Source organism: Pseudomonas sp. GW821-FHT03A09, from assembly GCF_059421065.1.
The window spans coordinates 287,746-305,766 of sequence record NZ_JBWKUX010000001.1; the positions used below are offsets into that span (position 1 = coordinate 287,746).

Here is an 18,021-nt window from a genome sequence, read left to right on the forward strand (position 1 = left end):
TGATACAGGTGTTGGTCGGATAAGTGAGTCAGGCGTCACACTTGGCCGTATTGCTGCCCATGTCGTAGCCAGCGATTGAGCAGTGGGCTGACATGTTCCGGCCAGCGCTCCAGCAGCGCTTGTGCCGCATCACGCACGGCGGGCAACAGGTCGGCATCGCGCATCAGGTCGGCCACCTTGAATTGCAGCAGGCCGGTCTGGCGGGTGCCGAGCATTTCACCGGGGCCGCGCAGTTCGAGGTCTTTTTCGGCGATGACAAAGCCGTCGTTGGTTTCGCGCATGATGCCCAGGCGCTGGCGACCGATTTGTGACAGTGGCGGGTGATACAGCAACACGCAATGGCTGGCCGCGCTGCCTCGGCCGACGCGGCCGCGTAATTGGTGCAATTGCGCCAGGCCCAGGCGCTCGGGGTTTTCGATGATCATCAGGCTGGCGTTGGGTACGTCCACGCCGACCTCGATCACCGTGGTGGCCACCAGCAGTTGCAGGTTGCCGGCCTTGAACTCGGCCATCACCGCGGCTTTTTCTGCAGGCTTCATGCGGCCGTGGATCAGCCCGACCTTCAGTTCGCCCAGGGCGCTGGTGAGGTCTTCGTACGTGGTTTCGGCGGCCTGGCAGGTCAGCTCTTCGGACTCTTCGATCAACGTGCACACCCAGTACGCCTGACGGCCTTCGGCGCAGGCGCCGCGCACCCGCTCGATCACTTCCACGCGGCGGGTGTCGGTGACCAGTACGGTATTGACCGGGGTACGACCGGGGGGCAGTTCGTCGAGAATCGACGTGTCGAGGTCGGCATAGGCGCTCATGGCCAGGGTGCGCGGGATCGGCGTGGCGGTCATGATCAACTGGTGCGGGTTCATGCGCCCGCCCACGCCTTTCTGGCGCAGGGCCAGGCGCTGCTGCACGCCGAAGCGGTGTTGCTCGTCGATGATCACCAGGGCGAGGTTCTTGAACTGCACTTCGTCCTGGAACAGCGCGTGGGTGCCGACCACCATCGGTGCGCCGCCGGCGATCTGGTCCAGAGCTGCTGCGCGGTTTTTGCCCTTGAGCTTGCCGGCCAGCCACGCCACTTCCAGGCCCAGCGGTTCAAGCCAGCGCTTGAAGGTGATGAAGTGCTGTTCGGCGAGGATTTCGGTGGGCGCCATCAGCGCCACTTGGTAACCGGCTTCCAAAGCTTGCAGGGCGGCGAGGGCGGCGACCACGGTCTTGCCTGCGCCTACGTCACCCTGGATCAGGCGCAGCATGGGTTCTTGCTGGCTCAAGTCGTAGGCAATTTCATTACCCACGCGTTGTTGTGCGCCGGTTGGGGTGAAGCCGAGATTGGCCAGGTATTGCGCGGGCAAGCGCATTGCCTTGGGCATCGCAGGTGCGCGCAAGGAACGCATGCTTTCGCGCAAGCGTTGCTGGGACAACTGATGAGTTAGCAGTTCTTCGAACGCCAGACGGTGCTGGGCCCAGTGATGACCCAGTGCCAGTTCATCGACATCAGCGTCAGCGGGGGGGTGATGCAGGTAGCGGATTGCATCGTCCAGCGGTGCCAATTGATAGTCGCGAGCCAGTTCCAGAGGCAGCCAGTCGGGTAGGCTTTTCGGGCCGAGCATCGTCAGGGTTTGCATGCACAATTGGCGCAGGCGTTGCTGGGTCAGGCCTTCGGTGAGCGGGTAGATCGGGGTAAGTGTGGTGTCCACTGGTGGCGGCTCATCACCGGTGATGGCGCGGTATTCCGGGTGGTAGATTTCCAGGCCCGAGGCGCCGGGCCGTGCTTCACCGTAGCAGCGTACGCGGGTGCCCCGCTTGAGGCCCTCTTTCTGCGCGTTACTGAAGTGGTAGAAACGCAGGCTCAGCCCACCGGTACCGTCCTGCAGACGCACCACCAGGCTGCGACGCTTGCCCATCACTACGTCGGCCCCGCTGACGGTGCCTTCGATCACCGCGTCTTGCCCGGGGCGCAACTGGCCGATGGGCACCACGCGGGTACGGTCCTGATAGCGCAGCGGCAGGTGGAACAGCACGTCCTGGAGGTTTTCCAGGCCGACCTTGGCCAACTTCTCGGCCATGGCTTCACCGACACCCTTGAGTGCCGTCACCGACACCTGCGACAACTCAGTCATACGTCTATTTAGCTCGCAGCAGGCGGCTTGGCCACCGAACACAGGCGGATCGAGTCGGCGAGGATCTCAATGGCTTTGGGCCGAGGGAAACTGGCGCGCCAGGCAATGGCCACCGTGCGGAACGGCACCGGTGGTGTGAGCGGACGCACTTCGATCACACCGGGGGCGTAGTGGTGGCTGTCCACCGCTGACAGCGGCAGGATCGAAATGCCCAGGCCGGAAGCGACCATGTGGCGAATCGTTTCCAGGGAGCTGGATTCCACGGTGGTGTGCTTGGCGCCGTCGTTGCCTTTGGTCAGGGTCGGGCAGGCTTCGAGCACCTGGTCGCGGAAGCAGTGGCCTTCGCCGAGCAGCAGCAGGCTCTTGTCGTTGAGCAGGGCGGCGTCGATGGTGTCTTTCTGGGTCCACGGGTGCGAGGCCGGCATCAGTACCTGGAATGGCTCGTCGTAGAGCGGCAGGGTCAGCACGTCCGCCTCGTTGAAGGGCAGGGCGATGATGATTGCGTCCAGCTCGCCATTGCGCAGCTTGTCGCGCAGCACGTGGGTGAAGTTTTCTTCGATATACAGCGGCATCTGCGGTGCGACACGGTGCAGTTGCGGGATCAGGTGCGGGAACAGGTACGGGCCGACGGTGTAGATGGCGCCGACTTTCAGCGGTGCCGTCAGCTGGTTCTTGCCGGCCTGGGCCAGTTCGCGAATGCTTTGGGCTTGCTCCAGGACCTTCTGGGCCTGGGCCACGATGCCTTCACCCACCGGGGTGAGGCGCACGGCGCTCTTGCTGCGCTCGAAGATCAGCACACCGAGTTCGTCTTCAAGCTTCTTCACGCCCACCGACAGCGTCGGTTGGCTGACATGGCAACGCTCGGCCGCATGGCCGAAGTGCTGCTCTTGGGCGAGGGTCACGATGTAGCGCAATTCTGTAAGAGTCATAGCGGGCGTCCATGAGGTTGCGGGCCAAGCATACCGGCTGCAATCGATAGACGCACGTTATCAGAACTTTACTGGGGATTGAGCGGGGATTTGCCTGAGATATTGGTTGCATGCAACCAAATGTGGGAGCGGGCTTGCCCGCGATGCAGGCACCTCGGTCTATCAGTTGCACCGAGGCGATGCTATCGCAGGCAAGCCAGCTCCCACACAAGCTGGCTCCCGTAATCCTTAGCGGCGGCGTTTTTCGATGTTGTAGACGAATGGCGCGACGATTTCGACGCTGCCGCCTTTCAACATGTCGGCGGGTGGCTTGGGTAGCGGCTGGGCACGACGGATCATGTCCAGGGTTGCACGGTCCAGGTCGGCGTTGCCGGAGCGGCCCACCAGCTCATACGACAGCACATTGCCTTCACCATCGACCACGAAGCGCAAGCGGTTCAGGCCTTCCTTGCCGCTGCGCTGGGCGCTCTGCGGGTACTTCTTGTACTTCTGCAAATGCGCCAGCAGGGTGCCTTCCCAGGACGCTTTGGCGGCGACCTGTTGGGGCGACGGGCCAGGCACGGGTTGTGCCGACTTTTCTGCCGGTGTATTGGTCGGTGGGGTTTCGCTCGGCGGCTCTTCGGAAGGTTTCTCCTTGGGCGGCTCGGGCTTTTTCTCCACCGGCTTGGGCGGTTGCGGCTTGGGCTTGGGTTTGACCGGCTTGGGCACCTGGATCGTCGGCTTGGGCGCCTCGGCCAGTTTCGGCAGGGGCAGCTCTTCCACCGGGGCAGGTGGTTGCGGCGGCGTGATCACCTTGGGCGGTGCCGGAGGCGGCGGCGCAGGCATTGGCGCCAGGTCGATGACCATGGCGGCCGGCGGCAGCTGCACAGGGTGCGGCGCGGACCATTGGAGCGCGATGATGATCGCGACGGCGTGCACGCCCAGCACGACGGCAAGGCTGGTGCCATAACGCGTCAGTTTGTGGCGCGTCGTGATCATTTCTTGGCTGCCGTCTCAAGTCCGACCAGGCCCACCTTGAGGTAGCCGGCTGCCCGCAGGGCATCCATCACACTCATCAGGTCGCCGTAGTCCACGCCTTTGTCGGCCTGGAAGAAGATCGTCGTGTCTTTCTTGCCTTGGGTCTTGGCGTCAAGTACAGGGCCCAGGGTTTCGGCTTTGACTTCTTCTTCGCCCAGGAACAGGCGTTGGTCCGCCTTGACGCTGAGGAAGATCGGTTTTTCCGGTCGCGGCGCAGGCTTGGCGCTGGACGCTGGCAGGTCGACCTTGATGTCTACGGTCGCCAGCGGTGCCGCCACCATGAAGATGATCAGCAGCACCAGCATCACGTCGATAAACGGTGTGACGTTGATCTCGTGGTTCTCGACGAGCTCGTCGTCGCCTTGATTCAAATGCAGGCCCATGGCCGATTACCCCACTTTCACCATGTGCGGTTGCGAGCTGCGCTCGGTAGGCAGGTGATCGAGGTCGCGGCTGACCAGCAGCAACACTTCTGCCGACGCATCCGATACCTGGGCCTTGTAGCCGGCGATCGAACGGGCGAAGACGTTGTAGATCACTACCGCAGGAATCGCGGCAACCAGGCCCAGGGCGGTAGCCAGCAGGGCTTCGGCGATGCCGGGGGCAACGACGGCGAGGTTGGTGGTCTGGGTTTTGGCGATACCGATGAAGCTGTTCATGATGCCCCACACGGTGCCGAACAGGCCGACGAACGGTGCGGTGGAACCGATGGTTGCCAGTACGCCGGTACCGCTGCTCATGTTGCGACCGCAGGCAGCGACCAGGCGCTCCAGGCGGAAGGCGACACGTTCCTTGATGCCTTCTTTTTCGCGGGTGTTGGCCGACAGGCGCATTTCTTCCAGCGCGTCGTGTACCAACAGGTTGGCCAGGGTGCCCTTCTTGGTGGCGGTGTCGCTCGCTTCCTTGAGGGTGGTGGCCTTTTTCAAGTGGACGATTTCGGTGCGCAGGCGGCGTTTGGCGCCCAGCAGCTCGAAGCCTTTGGCGATCCAGATGGTCCAGGTAATGATCGAGGCGATGGCCAGGCCGATCATCACGGCTTTTACCACCACGTCAGCGTTCTGATACATGCCCCACGGCGACAGGTCGTGGGCCATGCCCAGGGTGTTGTCTTCTTCCAGCACAACACCGGTCTCGTCGGCAGGCGCTGGCGTTGCGGCCTGGGTCGGATCGGTGGCGACCGGTGCGGCGGCAGGCGCTGCCTGGGTTGCCGCACTGTGCTCGGCAGCGGCCGGAGCGGCTGGGGCAGTGGCATCAGCGAATGCGGCGGTCGGCGCCAGCAGTACGCTGAACAGCATCGCAGCCATCGCACGCCAGGCGCGGGATGGGCTGTGAAGCATGGTTGGCGAAGCGGAGTTTGTATTACGTGTCATGCTGGCCGGACCTGAGAGAAAAAATGGGTGATCGTCCTTCCAGACCCTTTAGGCCGAGGACAAATGGGCGGTTATTATTGCAAGTAATTCTTGTTAACAAAAGTAATACAGTTACTTTATTTGTCCTTTTGCTGGCCGCTGGTCATCTTCGGCGGCTAATCTGCGCCTTTAAGTACGGAGTTTTGAGATGTCTGCGCCTTCTGTTGTGATTGCCGGTTGTGGCGATGTGGGTAGTCGGCTGGCTAGCCAATTGCTGGCCTCGGAATGGGAGGTTCATGGCCTGCGCCGCGATATTTCGCGCCTGCCCGACGGTGTGATCGGCATTGCCGGCGACCTCTTCAAAAAGGACTGTCCTGACACCTGGCCGATCGGTGGGGTGGATTACCTGGTGTATTGCGCCGCTGCAACGGACCACGATGAGGCCGGCTATCGCGCCGCTTACGTACAAGGGCTGAAACATGTGCTGGAGTGGCTGGGCGACTACGGCCAAGAGCCGAAACACCTGCTATTTGTATCTAGCAGCAGTGTGTACGGGCAGCAGAATGGCGAGTGGGTTGATGAAACATCCGACACCGAGGCCCAGGGCTATTCTGGAACGGTCATGCTCGAAGCTGAGCAAGTGGCGCTTAACAGTGGCATACCCGCGAGCATCGTGCGTTTGACCGGCATTTACGGTCCGGGCCGTGAGTGGCTGCTGACCCAGGTGCGCCAGGGGTATCGCGTGGCTATCGACCCGCCTTTGTATGGCAACCGCATTCATGCGGATGACGCGGCGGGCTTGTTGGCCTTTTTGTTGCGGCATGTGGAGCAGGGCGGTTCTCTGGATAAGGTCTATATCGGCGTGGACGACGCCCCGGCACCGTTGGCCGACGTGGTCGGTTGGCTGCGTGAATATCTCGGTGTGACCGAATGGGCAGACGACGCGAGTGTGCGCCGTGCTGGGAGCAAGCAGTGCAGTAATGCGCGGGCGAAGGCGTTGGGCTGGGTGCCGACCTATCCGAGTTACCGTGAAGGCTACGCCGCGATTCTCAAGGGCTGAATCACGGTCAAAAATGTGGGAGGGGGCTTGCTCCCGATAGCTGTGCACCAGCCAATTTAACGGTGGCTGTCACTCTGCAATCGGGGGCAAGCCCCCTCCCACATTTGGATCTCGGTAATGGCGGCTTATTGTTTTTCCAGCAACCACTGGCGAGGGCCGGGAGTGAACTGCGGCACTTCATCTGCCAGTGCAGTGTTCACCGCCTGGAAGATTTCCAGTTGCTTGCCCTTGCGCGCGAAAATCCACGGGTTGCCCTTGCCATTCAGCTGTAGCCAGATGCTGTCGTAGCCGCCGCTCATCGAGGCGCAATCACCCGCCAGGCACAGCGAATACTGGTCGGCCCCAGGCAGGCCGGCAACCTTGCCATTGGCCAGGAATTGTACGGTGGAGCCGTTACCGTTGCCGTCGGTGATCTTCCAGTCGCCGCCCATATAGGCTGCATACAGTGCTCGTTCGAAGTTGGCACCCAGTGGTGCGCCTTCCGGGGCCGGATCCTTGGCGCGGGCGAACAGCTGTTCAGGTTCGTTGTCGTTGGCCACTTGCAGCAGTTGTTTGCCTTTGCGCTTGAGCTCGGTGGCGGTGCTGCCATAGAAGTCGACGCTCCAGGCGCCGGGCTTCTCGCCGAGCAACTTGCCTTCAGCGACTTCAAAACCGTTGTAGTAGCGCGCCTGCAGGGCCTTGGTGTTGACCTCCCATTCGAGGTTTGGGCCGTTGCTCTGCAGCGCTTCACGCAAAGGGCCGCCCTTGGCTGCCGCGTTGATGGCGGCCTGGTTGATCCAGGTGCCGCCCACATCCAGGTCGGCAGGGTTACTGGCACAGCCGCCCAACAACAGGGCTAGCAACGAAGAGGCTACAAGCGCTTTGCGCATTACGAAATCCTTCTAAAACGAAGTCGGCGCAGCCTGTGGAGGCCGCGCCGGGTGTTTTACTCGATGACCAGAATCGCGTCCATCTCAACCTGCGCACCCTTTGGCAGGGCAGCAACGCCGATGGCGGCGCGGGCTGGGTAAGGTTGTTCGAAGTACTTGCCCATGATCTCGTTGACCTTGGCGAAGTGGCTCAGGTCGGTGAGGAAGATGTTCAGTTTGACGATGTCCTTGAACGAACCACCGGCCGCTTCGGCGACGGACTTGAGGTTTTCGAAGACCTGAACGGTCTGTGCTTCGAAGCCTTCAACCAGTTCCATGGTCTTTGGGTCCAGCGGGATCTGGCCGGACATGTAGACGGTGTTGCCTGCCTTGATCGCCTGGGAGTAAGTGCCAATGGCGGCTGGGGCCTTGTCGCTGGTGATAACGGTCTTGGTCATTTGTGACTCCTTGTAAGAGAACATGGCTTATCTAAAAGCTAGGCACGCATGCGGGTGATGCGGATCACTCCGGTCAGGGCGCGCAGTTTCTTGATCACGCGGGCCAGGTGTACGCGATCGTGAACGCTGACCACCAACTGGACCACGCTGATGCGGCCATCGCGCTCGTCCATGCTGATTTTCTCGATATTGCCATCGGCGGCGTTGACGCTGCTGGCCAGCAGGGCGATCAAGCCGCGCTGGTGTTCCAGTTCCACCCGCAGCTCGACGTTGAATTCGCCGGTGACATCCTTGGCCCACGAGAGTTGGATGCATTTTTCCGGGTTATGGCGGATTTCGGTGATGTTGCGGCAATTATCCAGGTGCACCACCATGCCTTTGCCGGCGGACAGATGGCCGACAATCGGGTCGCCTGGAATGGGCGTACAGCACTTGGCGTAGCTGAGCACCAGGCCCTCGGTGCCGCGAATCGCCAGCGGGCCTTCGGGGCTTGGCAGCTGTTCGCCTTCGCCCAGCAGGCGGCGGGCGACCACGTAGGCCATGCGGTTGCCCAGGCCGATATCTTCCAGCAGGTCTTCGATGGTTTCCTGGCGATATTCATGGAGCATCGCTTGCACGCGCTCTGCAGGAATCTTGTCCAGGGCGCTGTCGAAACCGTTGAGCACTTTGTTCAGCAGGCGTTCGCCCAGGCTGATGGACTCGGAGCGGCGCTGCAGTTTCAGGGCGTGACGAATGTGTGTGCGCGCCTTGCCGGTGACCACGAAGTTCAGCCATGCCGGGTTCGGGCGGGCGCCCGGGGCGCTGACGATCTCGACCGTGGAGCCGCTTTGCAGCGGTTCGGACAGCGGCGCGAGACGGCGATTGATCCGACAGGCAATGCAGCTGTTACCCACGTCGGTGTGTACGGCGTAGGCAAAGTCGACCGCCGTGGAGCCTTTGGGCAGCTCCATGATCCGGCCTTTGGGCGTGAACACGTAGACCTCGTCCGGGAACAGGTCGATCTTCACGCTTTCGATAAATTCCAGGGAGTTGCCGGCACGTTGCTGCATTTCCAGCACGCCCTTGACCCACTGGCGTGCACGAGCGTGAGTGCCTTTAGGCTGCTCGTCGCCGCTGGACTTGTACAGCCAATGGGCGGCGATGCCATTGTTGGCCATTTCTTCCATTTCGCGGGTGCGAATCTGGATCTCGATCGGCACCCCATGCATACCAAACAGCGTGGTATGCAGTGACTGATAGCCGTTGGCCTTGGGAATCGCGATGTAGTCCTTGAAGCGGCCCGGCAAGGGTTTGTACAAATTATGTACAGCGCCCAGCACGCGGTAGCAGGTGTCGACCTTGTCGACGATGATCCGGAACGCGTACACGTCCATGATCTCGTTGAAGGCCCGACGCTTGCCGCGCATCTTCTTGTAGATGCCGTAGATGTGTTTCTGCCGGCCGCTGACTTCACCCTCGATCTCGTCGATCGCCAGGCAATGGCTCAGGGACTCTTCGATCTTGTTGACGATTTCCTTGCGGTTACCCCGGGCGCGCTTGACTGCCTGGTAGATGCGCGCCGAACGCATCGGGTGCATGGCCTTGAAGCCGAGGTCTTCGAATTCGATACGAATGGCGTGCATGCCCAGCCGGTTGGCGATGGGCGCGTAGATTTCCAGGGTTTCCTTGGCGATGCGCCGGCGTTTTTCACCAGACAGCACTTCCAGCGTGCGCATGTTGTGCAGCCGGTCGGCGAGCTTGACCAGAATGACCCGGATGTCGCGGGCCATGGCCATGGCCATCTTCTGGAAGTTTTCCGCCTGGGCTTCGGCCTTGGTCTCGAAGTTCATCTGGGTCAGTTTGCTGACCCCGTCGACCAGTTCGGCCACGGTTTCGCCAAACTGCGCACTGAGCGCTTCCTTGGCGATGCCGGTGTCTTCGATCACGTCATGCAACATCGCAGCCATCAGGCTCTGATGGTCCATGTGCATGTCGGCGAGAATATTTGCCACTGCAAGAGGATGCGTGACATACGCCTCGCCACTACGGCGGCGTTGGCCGTCGTGAGCTTGTTCGGCGTAGAAATACGCTCGGCGGACCAGGTTGACCTGGTCTGGGCCGAGGTAGGCCGATAAGCGATCGGCGAGGGCGTCTATGCTCGGCAAAGTGTGAACTCCTGCCGTTGGCTGTGACCCCGCGCCGTGCTACGTCGACCAGGCATAGGCTTAGACGTCCTCGTTGGACTCGCCTTCGAACGCGGCAAACAGCGGTTCGTCTTCAACGATTTCGGCATTGGCGATGAACTCGTAGCTCATCAGGCCTTCGGCGATTTCACGCAGGGCGACAACGGTAGGCTTGTCGTTTTCCCACTGGACCAGGGGCTCTTTGCCGCCAGTGGCCAGTTGACGGGCACGCTTGGTAGAGAGCATGACCAGCTCAAAGCGGTTATCCACGTGTTCTAGGCAGTCTTCAACGGTTACGCGGGCCATGGTATTCCTCGGAGCGAATGCAAGATGCGCGCTGCCCGGTTGGGCGAGCGGACTAAACAGTTTAAAAAATCACCAGCGTTTAGGGAAGCGCTGATTTTTCGCAGGCCCTCGCAAAACCGCTACAAGTGCCAATGTAAAGCGCTTGCGGCGGTTTTGGGAAGAGCCAATCAGCCAAGCAGTTCGGCGAGCAATTTGCCGAAACGCTGCTGTTGGCGCTTTTGCTGGAGCTGATTGGTGCGGAAAATCGCCTTCAGATCATCCAGTGCGTGGGCAAAATCGTCGTTGATGATCAGGTAGTCGTAGTCGACGTAGTGGCTCATTTCACTGACGGCTTCACGCATGCGGCCTTCGATGATTTCGTCGCTGTCCTGGCCACGGTTGGTCAGGCGCTGGTGCAAGGCTTCCAGGGATGGCGGCAGGATGAAGATCGAGCGCGCCTGGGGCATCAACTTGCGCACTTGTTCGGCGCCCTGCCAGTCGATTTCCAGGATCAGGTCGTGGCCTTCGTCCAGGGTCTGCTGCAGATGGCTTTGCGAGGTGCCGTAGAGGTTGCCGAAGACTTCGGCGCGCTCGAGGAAGTCGCCGTGCTCGATCATCTTGACGAACTCGGTGCGCTCGACGAAGTGATAGTGCTCGCCGTTCACCTCGCCCGGACGCATGGCACGGGTGGTGTGGGAGACCGAAATGCGGATCTGCTCGTCAGCGTCGGTCAGGGCCTTGACCAGGCTGCTCTTGCCCGCGCCCGAAGGGGCGGAAATGATGTAAAGGGTGCCGGTGCTGTGGGTCATGGAAGTTGCCTTACTCAATATTCTGTACTTGTTCGCGCATCTGCTCGATCAACACTTTGAGGTTGACCGCCGCTTGTGTGCTGCGCGGATCAAACGCCTTGGAACCCAGTGTATTGGCTTCGCGGTTGAGTTCCTGCATCAAGAAGTCCAGGCGCCGACCGGCGGCACCGGCGGACTTGAGTACGCGGCGCACTTCGAGGATGTGGGTGCTGAGGCGGTCGAGTTCTTCGGCGACGTCGCTTTTCTGGGCAAGCAGGACCATTTCCTGCTCCAGGCGCGTCGGGTCGAGGTCAGCCTTCATGTCGGTGAAGCGGTCGAGCACCTTTTGGCGCTGGGTGGCGAGCATTTGCGGCACCAGCTCGCGCAGGGTGATCACGTCTTCTTCGATTGAAGTCAGGCGCTCGTTGATCAGGCGGGCCAGTTCGGCACCTTCGCGCTCGCGACCGGCCTTGAGCTCCTTCAAACCTTGGGTGAACAAGGTGAGGGCTTCGGCGTTGAGGGCCTGCGGGTCGGTGGCGTCGGCCACCAGTACGCCGGGCCAGGCCAGCACTTCCAGTGGGTTCAGCGCGGCGGGTTGCTTGATCAGGCCAGCGATGGTTTCCGCAGCGGCGACCAGTTGTGCGGCGCGATCGCGATCAACCTGCAAGGGCTTGCCGGTGGTTTCTTCGGTAAAGCGCAGGGTGCATTCCAGCTTGCCGCGGGAGATGCCTTGGCGCAGAGCTTCGCGCACGGCGCCTTCGAGGTCGCGGAATGATTCCGGCAAGCGCAGGTGCGGCTCCAGGTAACGGCTGTTGACCGAGCGCAGTTCCCAGCTCAGGGTGCCTTGGGCGCCGGCTTTTTCGACGCGGGCGAAGGCGGTCATGCTGTGCACCATGGAGGTACCTCGCGTTGCAGCCGCGCAAATACGGGCTGATGGTTAAGAAGGCGCAGGATTGTAGCGCAGTGGGACGAGCGCGCCCAAACCCGACCATTCGTAACCGAATTTTTAGCAGTGCCCCGAATCGGCTCGCGGCTCTATAATGCTCGGCAGTTTTTCGTCCTCAGTACAGGTGTATCCCTATGAAACGTCCAAGTGGTCGCGCTGCCGATCAGCTCCGCTCGATCCGCATCACCCGCAACTACACCAAACACGCCGAGGGATCTGTACTGGTCGAGTTTGGCGATACCAAAGTCATCTGCACCGTCAGCGTCGAAAATGGCGTGCCGCGTTTCCTCAAGGGCCAGGGCCAGGGTTGGTTGACCGCCGAGTACGGCATGCTGCCGCGTGCTACCGGCGAGCGTAACCAGCGTGAAGCCAGCCGTGGCAAGCAAGGCGGTCGTACCCTGGAAATCCAGCGCCTGATCGGTCGTTCCCTGCGCGCAGCACTGGATATGTCCAAGCTGGGCGACGTGACCTTGTACGTCGACTGCGACGTGATCCAGGCCGATGGCGGTACCCGCACTGCCTCCATCACCGGCGCCATGGTGGCCCTGGTCGATGCGTTGAAAGTGATCAAGAAGCGTGGCGGCCTCAAGGGTGGTGACCCGCTCAAGCAGATGATCGCCGCCGTATCGGTAGGCATGTACCAGGGCGAGCCTGTGCTGGACCTGGACTACCTGGAAGACTCGGCCGCCGAGACCGACCTGAACGTGGTGATGACCAGCACCGGTGGTTTCATCGAAGTGCAGGGCACCGCCGAAGGCGCGCCGTTCCAGCCGGCCGAGCTGAATGCCATGCTGGCCCTGGCCCAGAAAGGCATGACCGAAATCTTCGAACTGCAGACCGCCGCACTGGCTGACTGAGTCCCCGCCTCAAGGAGAAGCGCCATGAATGACAACAGCCAGATGCCTGTGCCTACGCCTTCCTACGAAGTGCGCCAGAGCGCGATGTTGTGCCATCTCGCGGCGTTTCTGGGGTTTGTGTTCCCCTTTGGCAGCGTCGTGGGGCCGCTGATCCTGTGGCAGATGAAGAAGGAAGTGGACCCGTTCATTGATGATCAGGGAAAGGAAGCCTTGAACTTCCAGATCACCGTGGCCATCGCGTGGATTGTCTGCATTGTGCTGGCCTTCGCGGTCATTGGATTTTTCCTGATGACGGCGCTGGCCATCGCCGGTGTGGCGCTGACGATCATCGGTGCGATCAAGGCCAACAAGGGAATCGCCTACCGCTACCCCTTGACCTGGCGCGTGATCAAATAATGAGCACCCACAAAAAAACCGACAGCAATGTCGGTTTTTTTGTGCCTGGGAAAAGACCTCAGATGGTCAGTGTCCAGTCGTAGTCCACGATCAGTGGCGCGTGCTGCGAGAAGCGTGGCTGGCGTGGCAGGCGTGCGCTGCGAACGAACCGGCGCAGACCTGGGGTCAGCAACTGGTAGTCGAAGCGCCACCCCAGGTTGAGCATCTCAGCCTGTTCGTTATCCGGCCACCAGCTGTACTGGTCGCCTTCGCGGCTGACTTCGCGCAGGGCATCGACATAACCCATGTTGCCGACAATCTCGTCCATCCAGGCCCGTTCCGGCGCCAGGAAGCCCGGGGATTGCTGGCTGTCGCGCCAGTTCTTGATATCCAGCTTCTGTTGCGCCACGTACAGCGAGCCACAATAAATGTACTCGCGACGTTTGCGCCGCTGTTTATCCAGGTAACGGGCGAAATCGTCCATTAGCTTGAACTTCTGGTTCAAGTCTTCATCGCCGTTCTGCCCCGAAGGGAGCAGCAAGGTCGCGATGCTGACCTTGTCGAAATCGGCTTGCAGGTAGCGCCCGTAGCGGTCGGCTGTCTCGAAGCCGAGGCCGCTGATGACCGCCTTGGGTTGCAACCGCGAGTACAAAGCCACGCCACCTTGGGTGGGCACTTCGGCATCGCAGGCATAAAGGAAGTAGCCATCCAGTTGGAAGGCTGGGTCGTCCAGTTCAAAGGCGGAGGCGCGGGTGTCCTGCAGGCAGATGACGTCGGCATTCTGAGCTTGCAGCCAACTGAGCAAACCACGCTCGACTGCAGCCTGAATACCATTAACGTTCACACTGATGATCCGCATAAATGGCCCCAAAAATCGCGTGCGTGTATGATACACGCCGTCTACCTAATTAGCTAAATCCGTGGTATCTGAGGCTTTTTTCATGCAGGCGTATCAACGCGATTTCATTCGTTTTGCCATCGATCGCGGCGTTTTGCGCTTCGGTGAGTTCACTCTCAAGTCCGGGCGCACCAGCCCGTACTTCTTCAATGCGGGCTTGTTCAACTCGGGTTCGGCCCTGGCTCAGCTGGGTCGTTTCTATGCGGCGGCCATCGTTGAAAGCGGTATTGCATTCGACGTGCTGTTCGGCCCGGCCTACAAAGGCATTCCTTTGGCGGCCGCGACCGCCGTGGCGTTGGCTGAGCATCACGGGCAGGATTTGCCGTGGTGCTTCAACCGCAAAGAGGCCAAGGCTCACGGTGAAGGCGGTAGCCTGGTGGGCGCGCCACTCAAAGGTGAAGTGCTGATCATCGACGACGTGATCACCGCCGGCACTGCCATCCGTGAAGTGATGCAGATCATCGCTTCCCAGGACGGCGCCAATGCGGCGGGCGTGCTGATCGCGCTGAACCGCCAGGAGCGCGGCAACGGTGAGTTGTCGGCGATCCAGGAAGTGGAGCGTGATTTCGGCATTCCAGTCGTGAGCATCGTGTCGTTGAACCAGGTGTTGCAGTTCCTGGAAGATGACCCACAGCTCAAGCAGCACTTGCCAGCGGTGAAGGCGTACCGCGAGCAGTTCGGCGTCTGACACCGATCCCTCTTGTGTGTGAAGGCTAGTGTGGGAGGGGGCTTGCCCCCGATGACTGAGTGTCAGCTGCAATTATATTGGCTGATACACCGCCAATCGGGGGCAAGCCCCCTCCCACATTTGGATCTACAGTGTGTTCAAATCCTGCACAAAAAAGCCCCCGCTCAATTCAATTGAATGGGGCTTTTTTGTTTGTAGCAGTTAAGGACGCTTGCGGTTACTGATCAGCGTGCCCATGCCGGTATCCGTGAAGATTTCCAGCAATACCGCATTCGGGACGCGGCCATCGATGATCAGCGAGCTGCCCACGCCGCCTTGCACCGCTTCCAGCGCGCAACGGATCTTCGGCAGCATGCCGCCGTAGATGGTGCCATCGGCGATCAACTCGTCCACCTGTTGGGTGGTCAGGCCGGTCAGCACCTTGCCTTGCTTGTCCATCAGGCCAGCGATGTTGGTCAGCAGCATCAGCTTCTCAGCCTTCAGCGCTTCAGCCACCTTGCCGGCTACCAGGTCGGCGTTGATGTTGTAGGACTCGCCATTGGCGCCCACGCCGATAGGCGCGATCACCGGAATGAAGTCGCCTTTCACCAGCAGGTTCAGCAGGTCGGTGTTCACGCCAACCACTTCACCCACCTGGCCGATATCGATGATTTCCGGCTGGGTCATTTCCGGTGTCTGGCGCGTTACCGTGAGTTTTTTCGCGCGGATCAGCTCCGCGTCCTTGCCGGTCAGGCCGATGGCGCTGCCGCCATGACGGTTGATCAGGTTGACGATGTCCTTGTTGACTTGGCCGCCGAGGACCATCTCCACCACGTCCATGGTCTGCGCGTCAGTGACGCGCATGCCATCGATGAAGTGACTCTCGATCGACAAGCGCTTGAGCAGGTCGCCGATTTGCGGGCCGCCGCCGTGCACCACCACCGGGTTGATGCCCACGGCTTTCATCAGCACGATATCGCGGGCAAAGCCGGTTTTGAGCTCGTCGCTTTCCATGGCATTGCCGCCGTACTTGATCACCAGCGTCTTGCCGACGTAGCGTCGAATGTAAGGCAACGCTTCGGACAGGACCTTGGCAGTGTTGGCAGCGGCTTCGCGTTCGAGGGTCATTCAGGGCTCCGGTAAAAAATCAGAACGGTAATTGGAGATCAGGGGCAACACGTTTCAACTGGGCGTGGAACACGTCCTTGATGCGCTGCAACTGCGCCTCGGTATCCGCCTCGAAACGCAGCACCAGCACCGGTGTGGTGTTGGACGCGCGAACCAGGCCCCAGCCTTGGGCGTAATCGACTCGCACACCATCAATGGTGGTCAGGTTGGCGCCTTCGCCCCATTGCGCATCGTGCAGTGCGTCAATGATGCTGAATTTGCTCTCCTCGGTCACATGGATATTGATCTCTGGCGTAGAAATATCATTCGGGAAGGTCTGAAACAGCTCTTCGGCGGTGGATTTTTCCTTGCTGAGGATCTCCAGCAGACGAGCGGCGCTGTAAATGCCATCGTCAAACCCGAACCAGCGTTCCTTGAAGAACACGTGGCCGCTCATTTCGCCGGCCAGCAGGGCGCCGGTTTCCTTCATTTTCTTTTTGATCAACGAGTGACCGGTCTTCCACATTAGCGGGCGACCGCCATATTCCTTGATCAGTGGCGTGAGGCGGCGGGTGCATTTCACGTCGAAGATGATTTCGGCGTTGGCATTGCGTGCCACCACGTCACGGGCAAACAGCATCAGCAAGCGGTCCGGGAACACGATCTCACCGGTTTCCGTCACCACACCGACACGGTCGCCGTCGCCATCGAATGCGAGGCCGACATCTGCGCCCACTTCCTTGACCTTGGCGATCAGGTCCACCAGGTTTTCAGGCTTGCCTGGGTCCGGGTGATGGTTGGGGAAGTGGCCGTCCACTTCGCAGAACAGCGGGATGACTTCACAGTTCAGGGCTTCGAGCAGCTGCGGTGCGATCACGCCGGCCGCGCCGTTGCCGCAGTCCACCACGACTTTCAGGCGACGTGCGAGTTTGACGTCGCGGGTGATTTCGTCGGAGTAACGCTGAAGGATATCGACCTTGGTGATGCTGCCCTTGCCGCTGGTCAGGTCATTATTTTTCAGGCGATCATGCAAGGCCTGGATCTGTTCGTTGGCCAGGGTGTCGCCGGCGATGACGATCTTGAAGCCGTTGTAGTCCGACGGGTTATGGCTGCCGGTGAGCATTACCCCGGATTTGCCGGCCAGTACGTTGGCGGCGTAGTACAGCGCCGGTGTCGGCACCAGGCCCACGTCGCTGACGTGACAACCGCTGTCGGCCAGGCCCTGGATCAGTTGTTCCACCAGCATCGGGCCGGACAGGCGACCGTCACGGCCGACCGAGACATTGGGCTCGCCCTGGGCCAGGCTTTGGGCGCCGATGGCGCGGCCGATCCAGTAAGCGGTTTCGGCGGTCAGGGTCTTGGGCACGACGCCACGAATATCGTAGGCACGGAAGATGCTGTCGGGGAAGGTCGGGGCTACTCGGGCTGCGGTACTCATCGCGGGGGGAAACTCCATCTGAAGGGGGCAAGGCTGGCCTTAAAGTGGCTGACCGGCAGGCTCAAACTGAAGGGTATGACGACGTTTTTGGCAGAGAGTTCGTGGTGCAAAAAGGCCATCGGAGGGCTGGCTCCGTTGTGGCGATCGCGTAATGCATTGATTTCATAAGGGAAATCTCGCTGATTGGATCCGCGCATTCTTCATCCTGAAAAGCCGTGCGGTGGTATCGGGCCGGGCGGGGGGGCGTCCGGCCTGATTCAGCTTAGTCAGTGGCTGCCGGAATGCCCAAAACCGCCTGCGCCGCGTTGGGTTTCGTCGAACTCTTGCACCAGTTCGAAGTGCGCTTGTACCACCGGCACCAGCACCAACTGGGCAATGCGTTCGCCGACGGCGATGTTGAAAGCGGTTTGACCACGGTTCCAGCACGACACCATCAGTTCGCCCTGGTAGTCGGAGTCGATCAGGCCCACCAGGTTGCCCAGCACGATGCCGTGTTTGTGGCCCAGGCCGGAGCGCGGCAGGATCAGTGCCGCCAGGCCAGGATCACCCACATAGATCGACAAGCCGGTAGGGATCAGGATGGTCTGGCCCGGTTCAAGAACGGTGTCTTCCTTGAGCATGGCGCGTAGGTCCAGGCCGGCGGAGCCCGGTGTGGCGTAGGCCGGCAGTGGGAATTCGTTGCCGATGCGTGGGTCGAGGATCTTGGCTTGCAAAGCGTGCATGGAA

At 60.9% G+C, this 18,021-nt stretch carries 18 protein-coding genes and 1 pseudogene; 4 read left to right on the top strand and 15 right to left on the bottom strand.

Annotated elements, in window-relative coordinates; genetic code table 11:
- Positions 1-35: 35 nt before the first annotated feature.
- From recG to exbB, 5 genes are all read right to left on the bottom strand, one after another.
- Positions 36-2,111: an ATP-dependent DNA helicase RecG gene (recG, locus tag AC07V4_RS01325; protein ID WP_492635111.1), complete on the bottom strand. Its 2,076-nt coding sequence runs from the start codon at positions 2,109-2,111 to the stop codon at positions 36-38.
- A gap of 8 nt (positions 2,112-2,119) precedes the next feature.
- The gene (locus AC07V4_RS01330; protein ID WP_431751009.1) at positions 2,120-3,040 is read right to left on the bottom strand and encodes a hydrogen peroxide-inducible genes activator; all 921 of its coding nucleotides are present in this window, start codon (positions 3,038-3,040) and stop codon (positions 2,120-2,122) included.
- Positions 3,041-3,268: 228 nt separating this feature from the next.
- Positions 3,269-4,018, bottom strand: coding sequence for an energy transducer TonB family protein (locus AC07V4_RS01335; protein WP_492635110.1), 750 nt, complete (start codon positions 4,016-4,018; stop codon positions 3,269-3,271).
- Positions 4,015-4,440: a TonB system transport protein ExbD gene (exbD, locus tag AC07V4_RS01340; RefSeq protein WP_003195519.1), complete on the bottom strand. Its 426-nt coding sequence runs from the start codon at positions 4,438-4,440 to the stop codon at positions 4,015-4,017. Before exbD ends, AC07V4_RS01335 begins: the two co-directional genes overlap by 4 nt.
- A gap of 6 nt (positions 4,441-4,446) precedes the next feature.
- Positions 4,447-5,427 carry a tonB-system energizer ExbB gene (exbB, locus tag AC07V4_RS01345; RefSeq protein ID WP_492635109.1) on the bottom strand — a complete coding sequence of 327 codons (981 nt, stop codon included), beginning with the start codon at positions 5,425-5,427 and terminating at the stop codon, positions 4,447-4,449.
- Between the two features lie 187 nt (positions 5,428-5,614).
- Here exbB and AC07V4_RS01350 point away from each other — a divergent pair, with 187 nt between their 5' ends.
- A complete protein-coding gene (locus AC07V4_RS01350) occupies positions 5,615-6,466 on the top strand; it encodes an SDR family oxidoreductase (protein ID WP_492635108.1) in 852 nt (283 codons plus the stop codon).
- Positions 6,467-6,591: 125 nt separating this feature from the next.
- Here the strand turns inward: AC07V4_RS01350 and AC07V4_RS01355 are convergent, their stop codons facing one another.
- The 6 genes from AC07V4_RS01355 to AC07V4_RS01380 all read right to left on the bottom strand — a co-directional run bounded on the left by AC07V4_RS01355 (position 6,592) and on the right by AC07V4_RS01380 (position 11,902).
- Positions 6,592-7,335, bottom strand: coding sequence for a hypothetical protein (locus tag AC07V4_RS01355; protein ID WP_492635107.1), 744 nt, complete (start codon positions 7,333-7,335; stop codon positions 6,592-6,594).
- Between the two features lie 56 nt (positions 7,336-7,391).
- Complete coding sequence (locus AC07V4_RS01360; protein WP_003176922.1) at positions 7,392-7,772, bottom strand: RidA family protein; 381 nt, start codon at positions 7,770-7,772, stop codon at positions 7,392-7,394.
- A gap of 38 nt (positions 7,773-7,810) precedes the next feature.
- Entirely contained in the window at positions 7,811-9,916 is a 2,106-nt protein-coding gene (gene spoT, locus AC07V4_RS01365) for a bifunctional GTP diphosphokinase/guanosine-3',5'-bis pyrophosphate 3'-pyrophosphohydrolase (RefSeq protein WP_056860838.1), read from the bottom strand.
- Between the two features lie 60 nt (positions 9,917-9,976).
- Positions 9,977-10,240, bottom strand: coding sequence for a DNA-directed RNA polymerase subunit omega (rpoZ, locus tag AC07V4_RS01370; RefSeq protein ID WP_003195508.1), 264 nt, complete (start codon positions 10,238-10,240; stop codon positions 9,977-9,979).
- Between the two features lie 167 nt (positions 10,241-10,407).
- A complete protein-coding gene (gene gmk, locus AC07V4_RS01375) occupies positions 10,408-11,028 on the bottom strand; it encodes a guanylate kinase (RefSeq protein WP_033901130.1) in 621 nt (206 codons plus the stop codon).
- A gap of 10 nt (positions 11,029-11,038) precedes the next feature.
- Positions 11,039-11,902, bottom strand: a complete 864-nt coding sequence (locus tag AC07V4_RS01380) for a YicC/YloC family endoribonuclease (protein WP_492635106.1) — start codon at positions 11,900-11,902, stop codon at positions 11,039-11,041.
- A gap of 185 nt (positions 11,903-12,087) precedes the next feature.
- Here AC07V4_RS01380 and rph point away from each other — a divergent pair, with 185 nt between their 5' ends.
- Entirely contained in the window at positions 12,088-12,810 is a 723-nt protein-coding gene (gene rph, locus AC07V4_RS01385) for a ribonuclease PH (RefSeq protein WP_431751774.1), read from the top strand.
- A 24-nt stretch (positions 12,811-12,834) separates the two neighbouring features.
- Positions 12,835-13,206 carry a DUF4870 domain-containing protein gene (locus AC07V4_RS01390; protein WP_431751775.1) on the top strand — a complete coding sequence of 124 codons (372 nt, stop codon included), beginning with the start codon at positions 12,835-12,837 and terminating at the stop codon, positions 13,204-13,206.
- Positions 13,207-13,264: 58 nt separating this feature from the next.
- Here the strand turns inward: AC07V4_RS01390 and crc are convergent, their stop codons facing one another.
- A complete protein-coding gene (crc, locus tag AC07V4_RS01395; RefSeq protein WP_003195493.1) occupies positions 13,265-14,044 on the bottom strand; it encodes a catabolite repression control protein Crc in 780 nt (259 codons plus the stop codon).
- An 82-nt stretch (positions 14,045-14,126) separates the two neighbouring features.
- Between crc and pyrE the strand changes: the two genes are divergently transcribed.
- On the top strand, positions 14,127-14,771 hold the full coding sequence (gene pyrE, locus AC07V4_RS01400) for an orotate phosphoribosyltransferase (RefSeq protein ID WP_492635105.1): 645 nt from the start codon (positions 14,127-14,129) through the stop codon (positions 14,769-14,771).
- 201 nt (positions 14,772-14,972) lie between these two features.
- On the opposite strand, the gene argB is transcribed toward pyrE, so the two are convergent.
- The 3 genes and pseudogenes from argB to dut form a co-directional block, all read right to left on the bottom strand.
- Positions 14,973-15,878, bottom strand: coding sequence for an acetylglutamate kinase (argB, locus tag AC07V4_RS01405; protein WP_431751160.1), 906 nt, complete (start codon positions 15,876-15,878; stop codon positions 14,973-14,975).
- 19 nt (positions 15,879-15,897) lie between these two features.
- A pseudogene (locus AC07V4_RS01410) lies at positions 15,898-17,319 on the bottom strand (phosphomannomutase/phosphoglucomutase); the annotation flags it as partial.
- A 242-nt stretch (positions 17,320-17,561) separates the two neighbouring features.
- Complete coding sequence (gene dut / locus AC07V4_RS01415) at positions 17,562-18,017, bottom strand: dUTP diphosphatase (protein WP_016975923.1); 456 nt, start codon at positions 18,015-18,017, stop codon at positions 17,562-17,564.
- Positions 18,018-18,021: the final 4 nt, after the last annotated feature.

Coding starts and splice junctions, on each gene's coding strand:
- recG (WP_492635111.1), bottom strand. CDS start 2,111: ATGACTGAGTTGTCGCAGGTGTCGGTGACGGCACTCAAGGGTGTCGGT.
- AC07V4_RS01330 (WP_431751009.1), bottom strand. CDS start 3,040: ATGACTCTTACAGAATTGCGCTACATCGTGACCCTCGCCCAAGAGCAG.
- AC07V4_RS01335 (WP_492635110.1), bottom strand. CDS start 4,018: ATGATCACGACGCGCCACAAACTGACGCGTTATGGCACCAGCCTTGCC.
- exbD (WP_003195519.1), bottom strand. CDS start 4,440: ATGGGCCTGCATTTGAATCAAGGCGACGACGAGCTCGTCGAGAACCAC.
- exbB (WP_492635109.1), bottom strand. CDS start 5,427: ATGACACGTAATACAAACTCCGCTTCGCCAACCATGCTTCACAGCCCA.
- AC07V4_RS01350 (WP_492635108.1), top strand. CDS start 5,615: ATGTCTGCGCCTTCTGTTGTGATTGCCGGTTGTGGCGATGTGGGTAGT.
- AC07V4_RS01355 (WP_492635107.1), bottom strand. CDS start 7,335: ATGCGCAAAGCGCTTGTAGCCTCTTCGTTGCTAGCCCTGTTGTTGGGC.
- AC07V4_RS01360 (WP_003176922.1), bottom strand. CDS start 7,772: ATGACCAAGACCGTTATCACCAGCGACAAGGCCCCAGCCGCCATTGGC.
- rpoZ (WP_003195508.1), bottom strand. CDS start 10,240: ATGGCCCGCGTAACCGTTGAAGACTGCCTAGAACACGTGGATAACCGC.
- gmk (WP_033901130.1), bottom strand. CDS start 11,028: ATGACCCACAGCACCGGCACCCTTTACATCATTTCCGCCCCTTCGGGC.
- AC07V4_RS01380 (WP_492635106.1), bottom strand. CDS start 11,902: ATGGTGCACAGCATGACCGCCTTCGCCCGCGTCGAAAAAGCCGGCGCC.
- rph (WP_431751774.1), top strand. CDS start 12,088: ATGAAACGTCCAAGTGGTCGCGCTGCCGATCAGCTCCGCTCGATCCGC.
- AC07V4_RS01390 (WP_431751775.1), top strand. CDS start 12,835: ATGAATGACAACAGCCAGATGCCTGTGCCTACGCCTTCCTACGAAGTG.
- crc (WP_003195493.1), bottom strand. CDS start 14,044: ATGCGGATCATCAGTGTGAACGTTAATGGTATTCAGGCTGCAGTCGAG.
- pyrE (WP_492635105.1), top strand. CDS start 14,127: ATGCAGGCGTATCAACGCGATTTCATTCGTTTTGCCATCGATCGCGGC.
- argB (WP_431751160.1), bottom strand. CDS start 15,878: ATGACCCTCGAACGCGAAGCCGCTGCCAACACTGCCAAGGTCCTGTCC.
- dut (WP_016975923.1), bottom strand. CDS start 18,017: ATGCACGCTTTGCAAGCCAAGATCCTCGACCCACGCATCGGCAACGAA.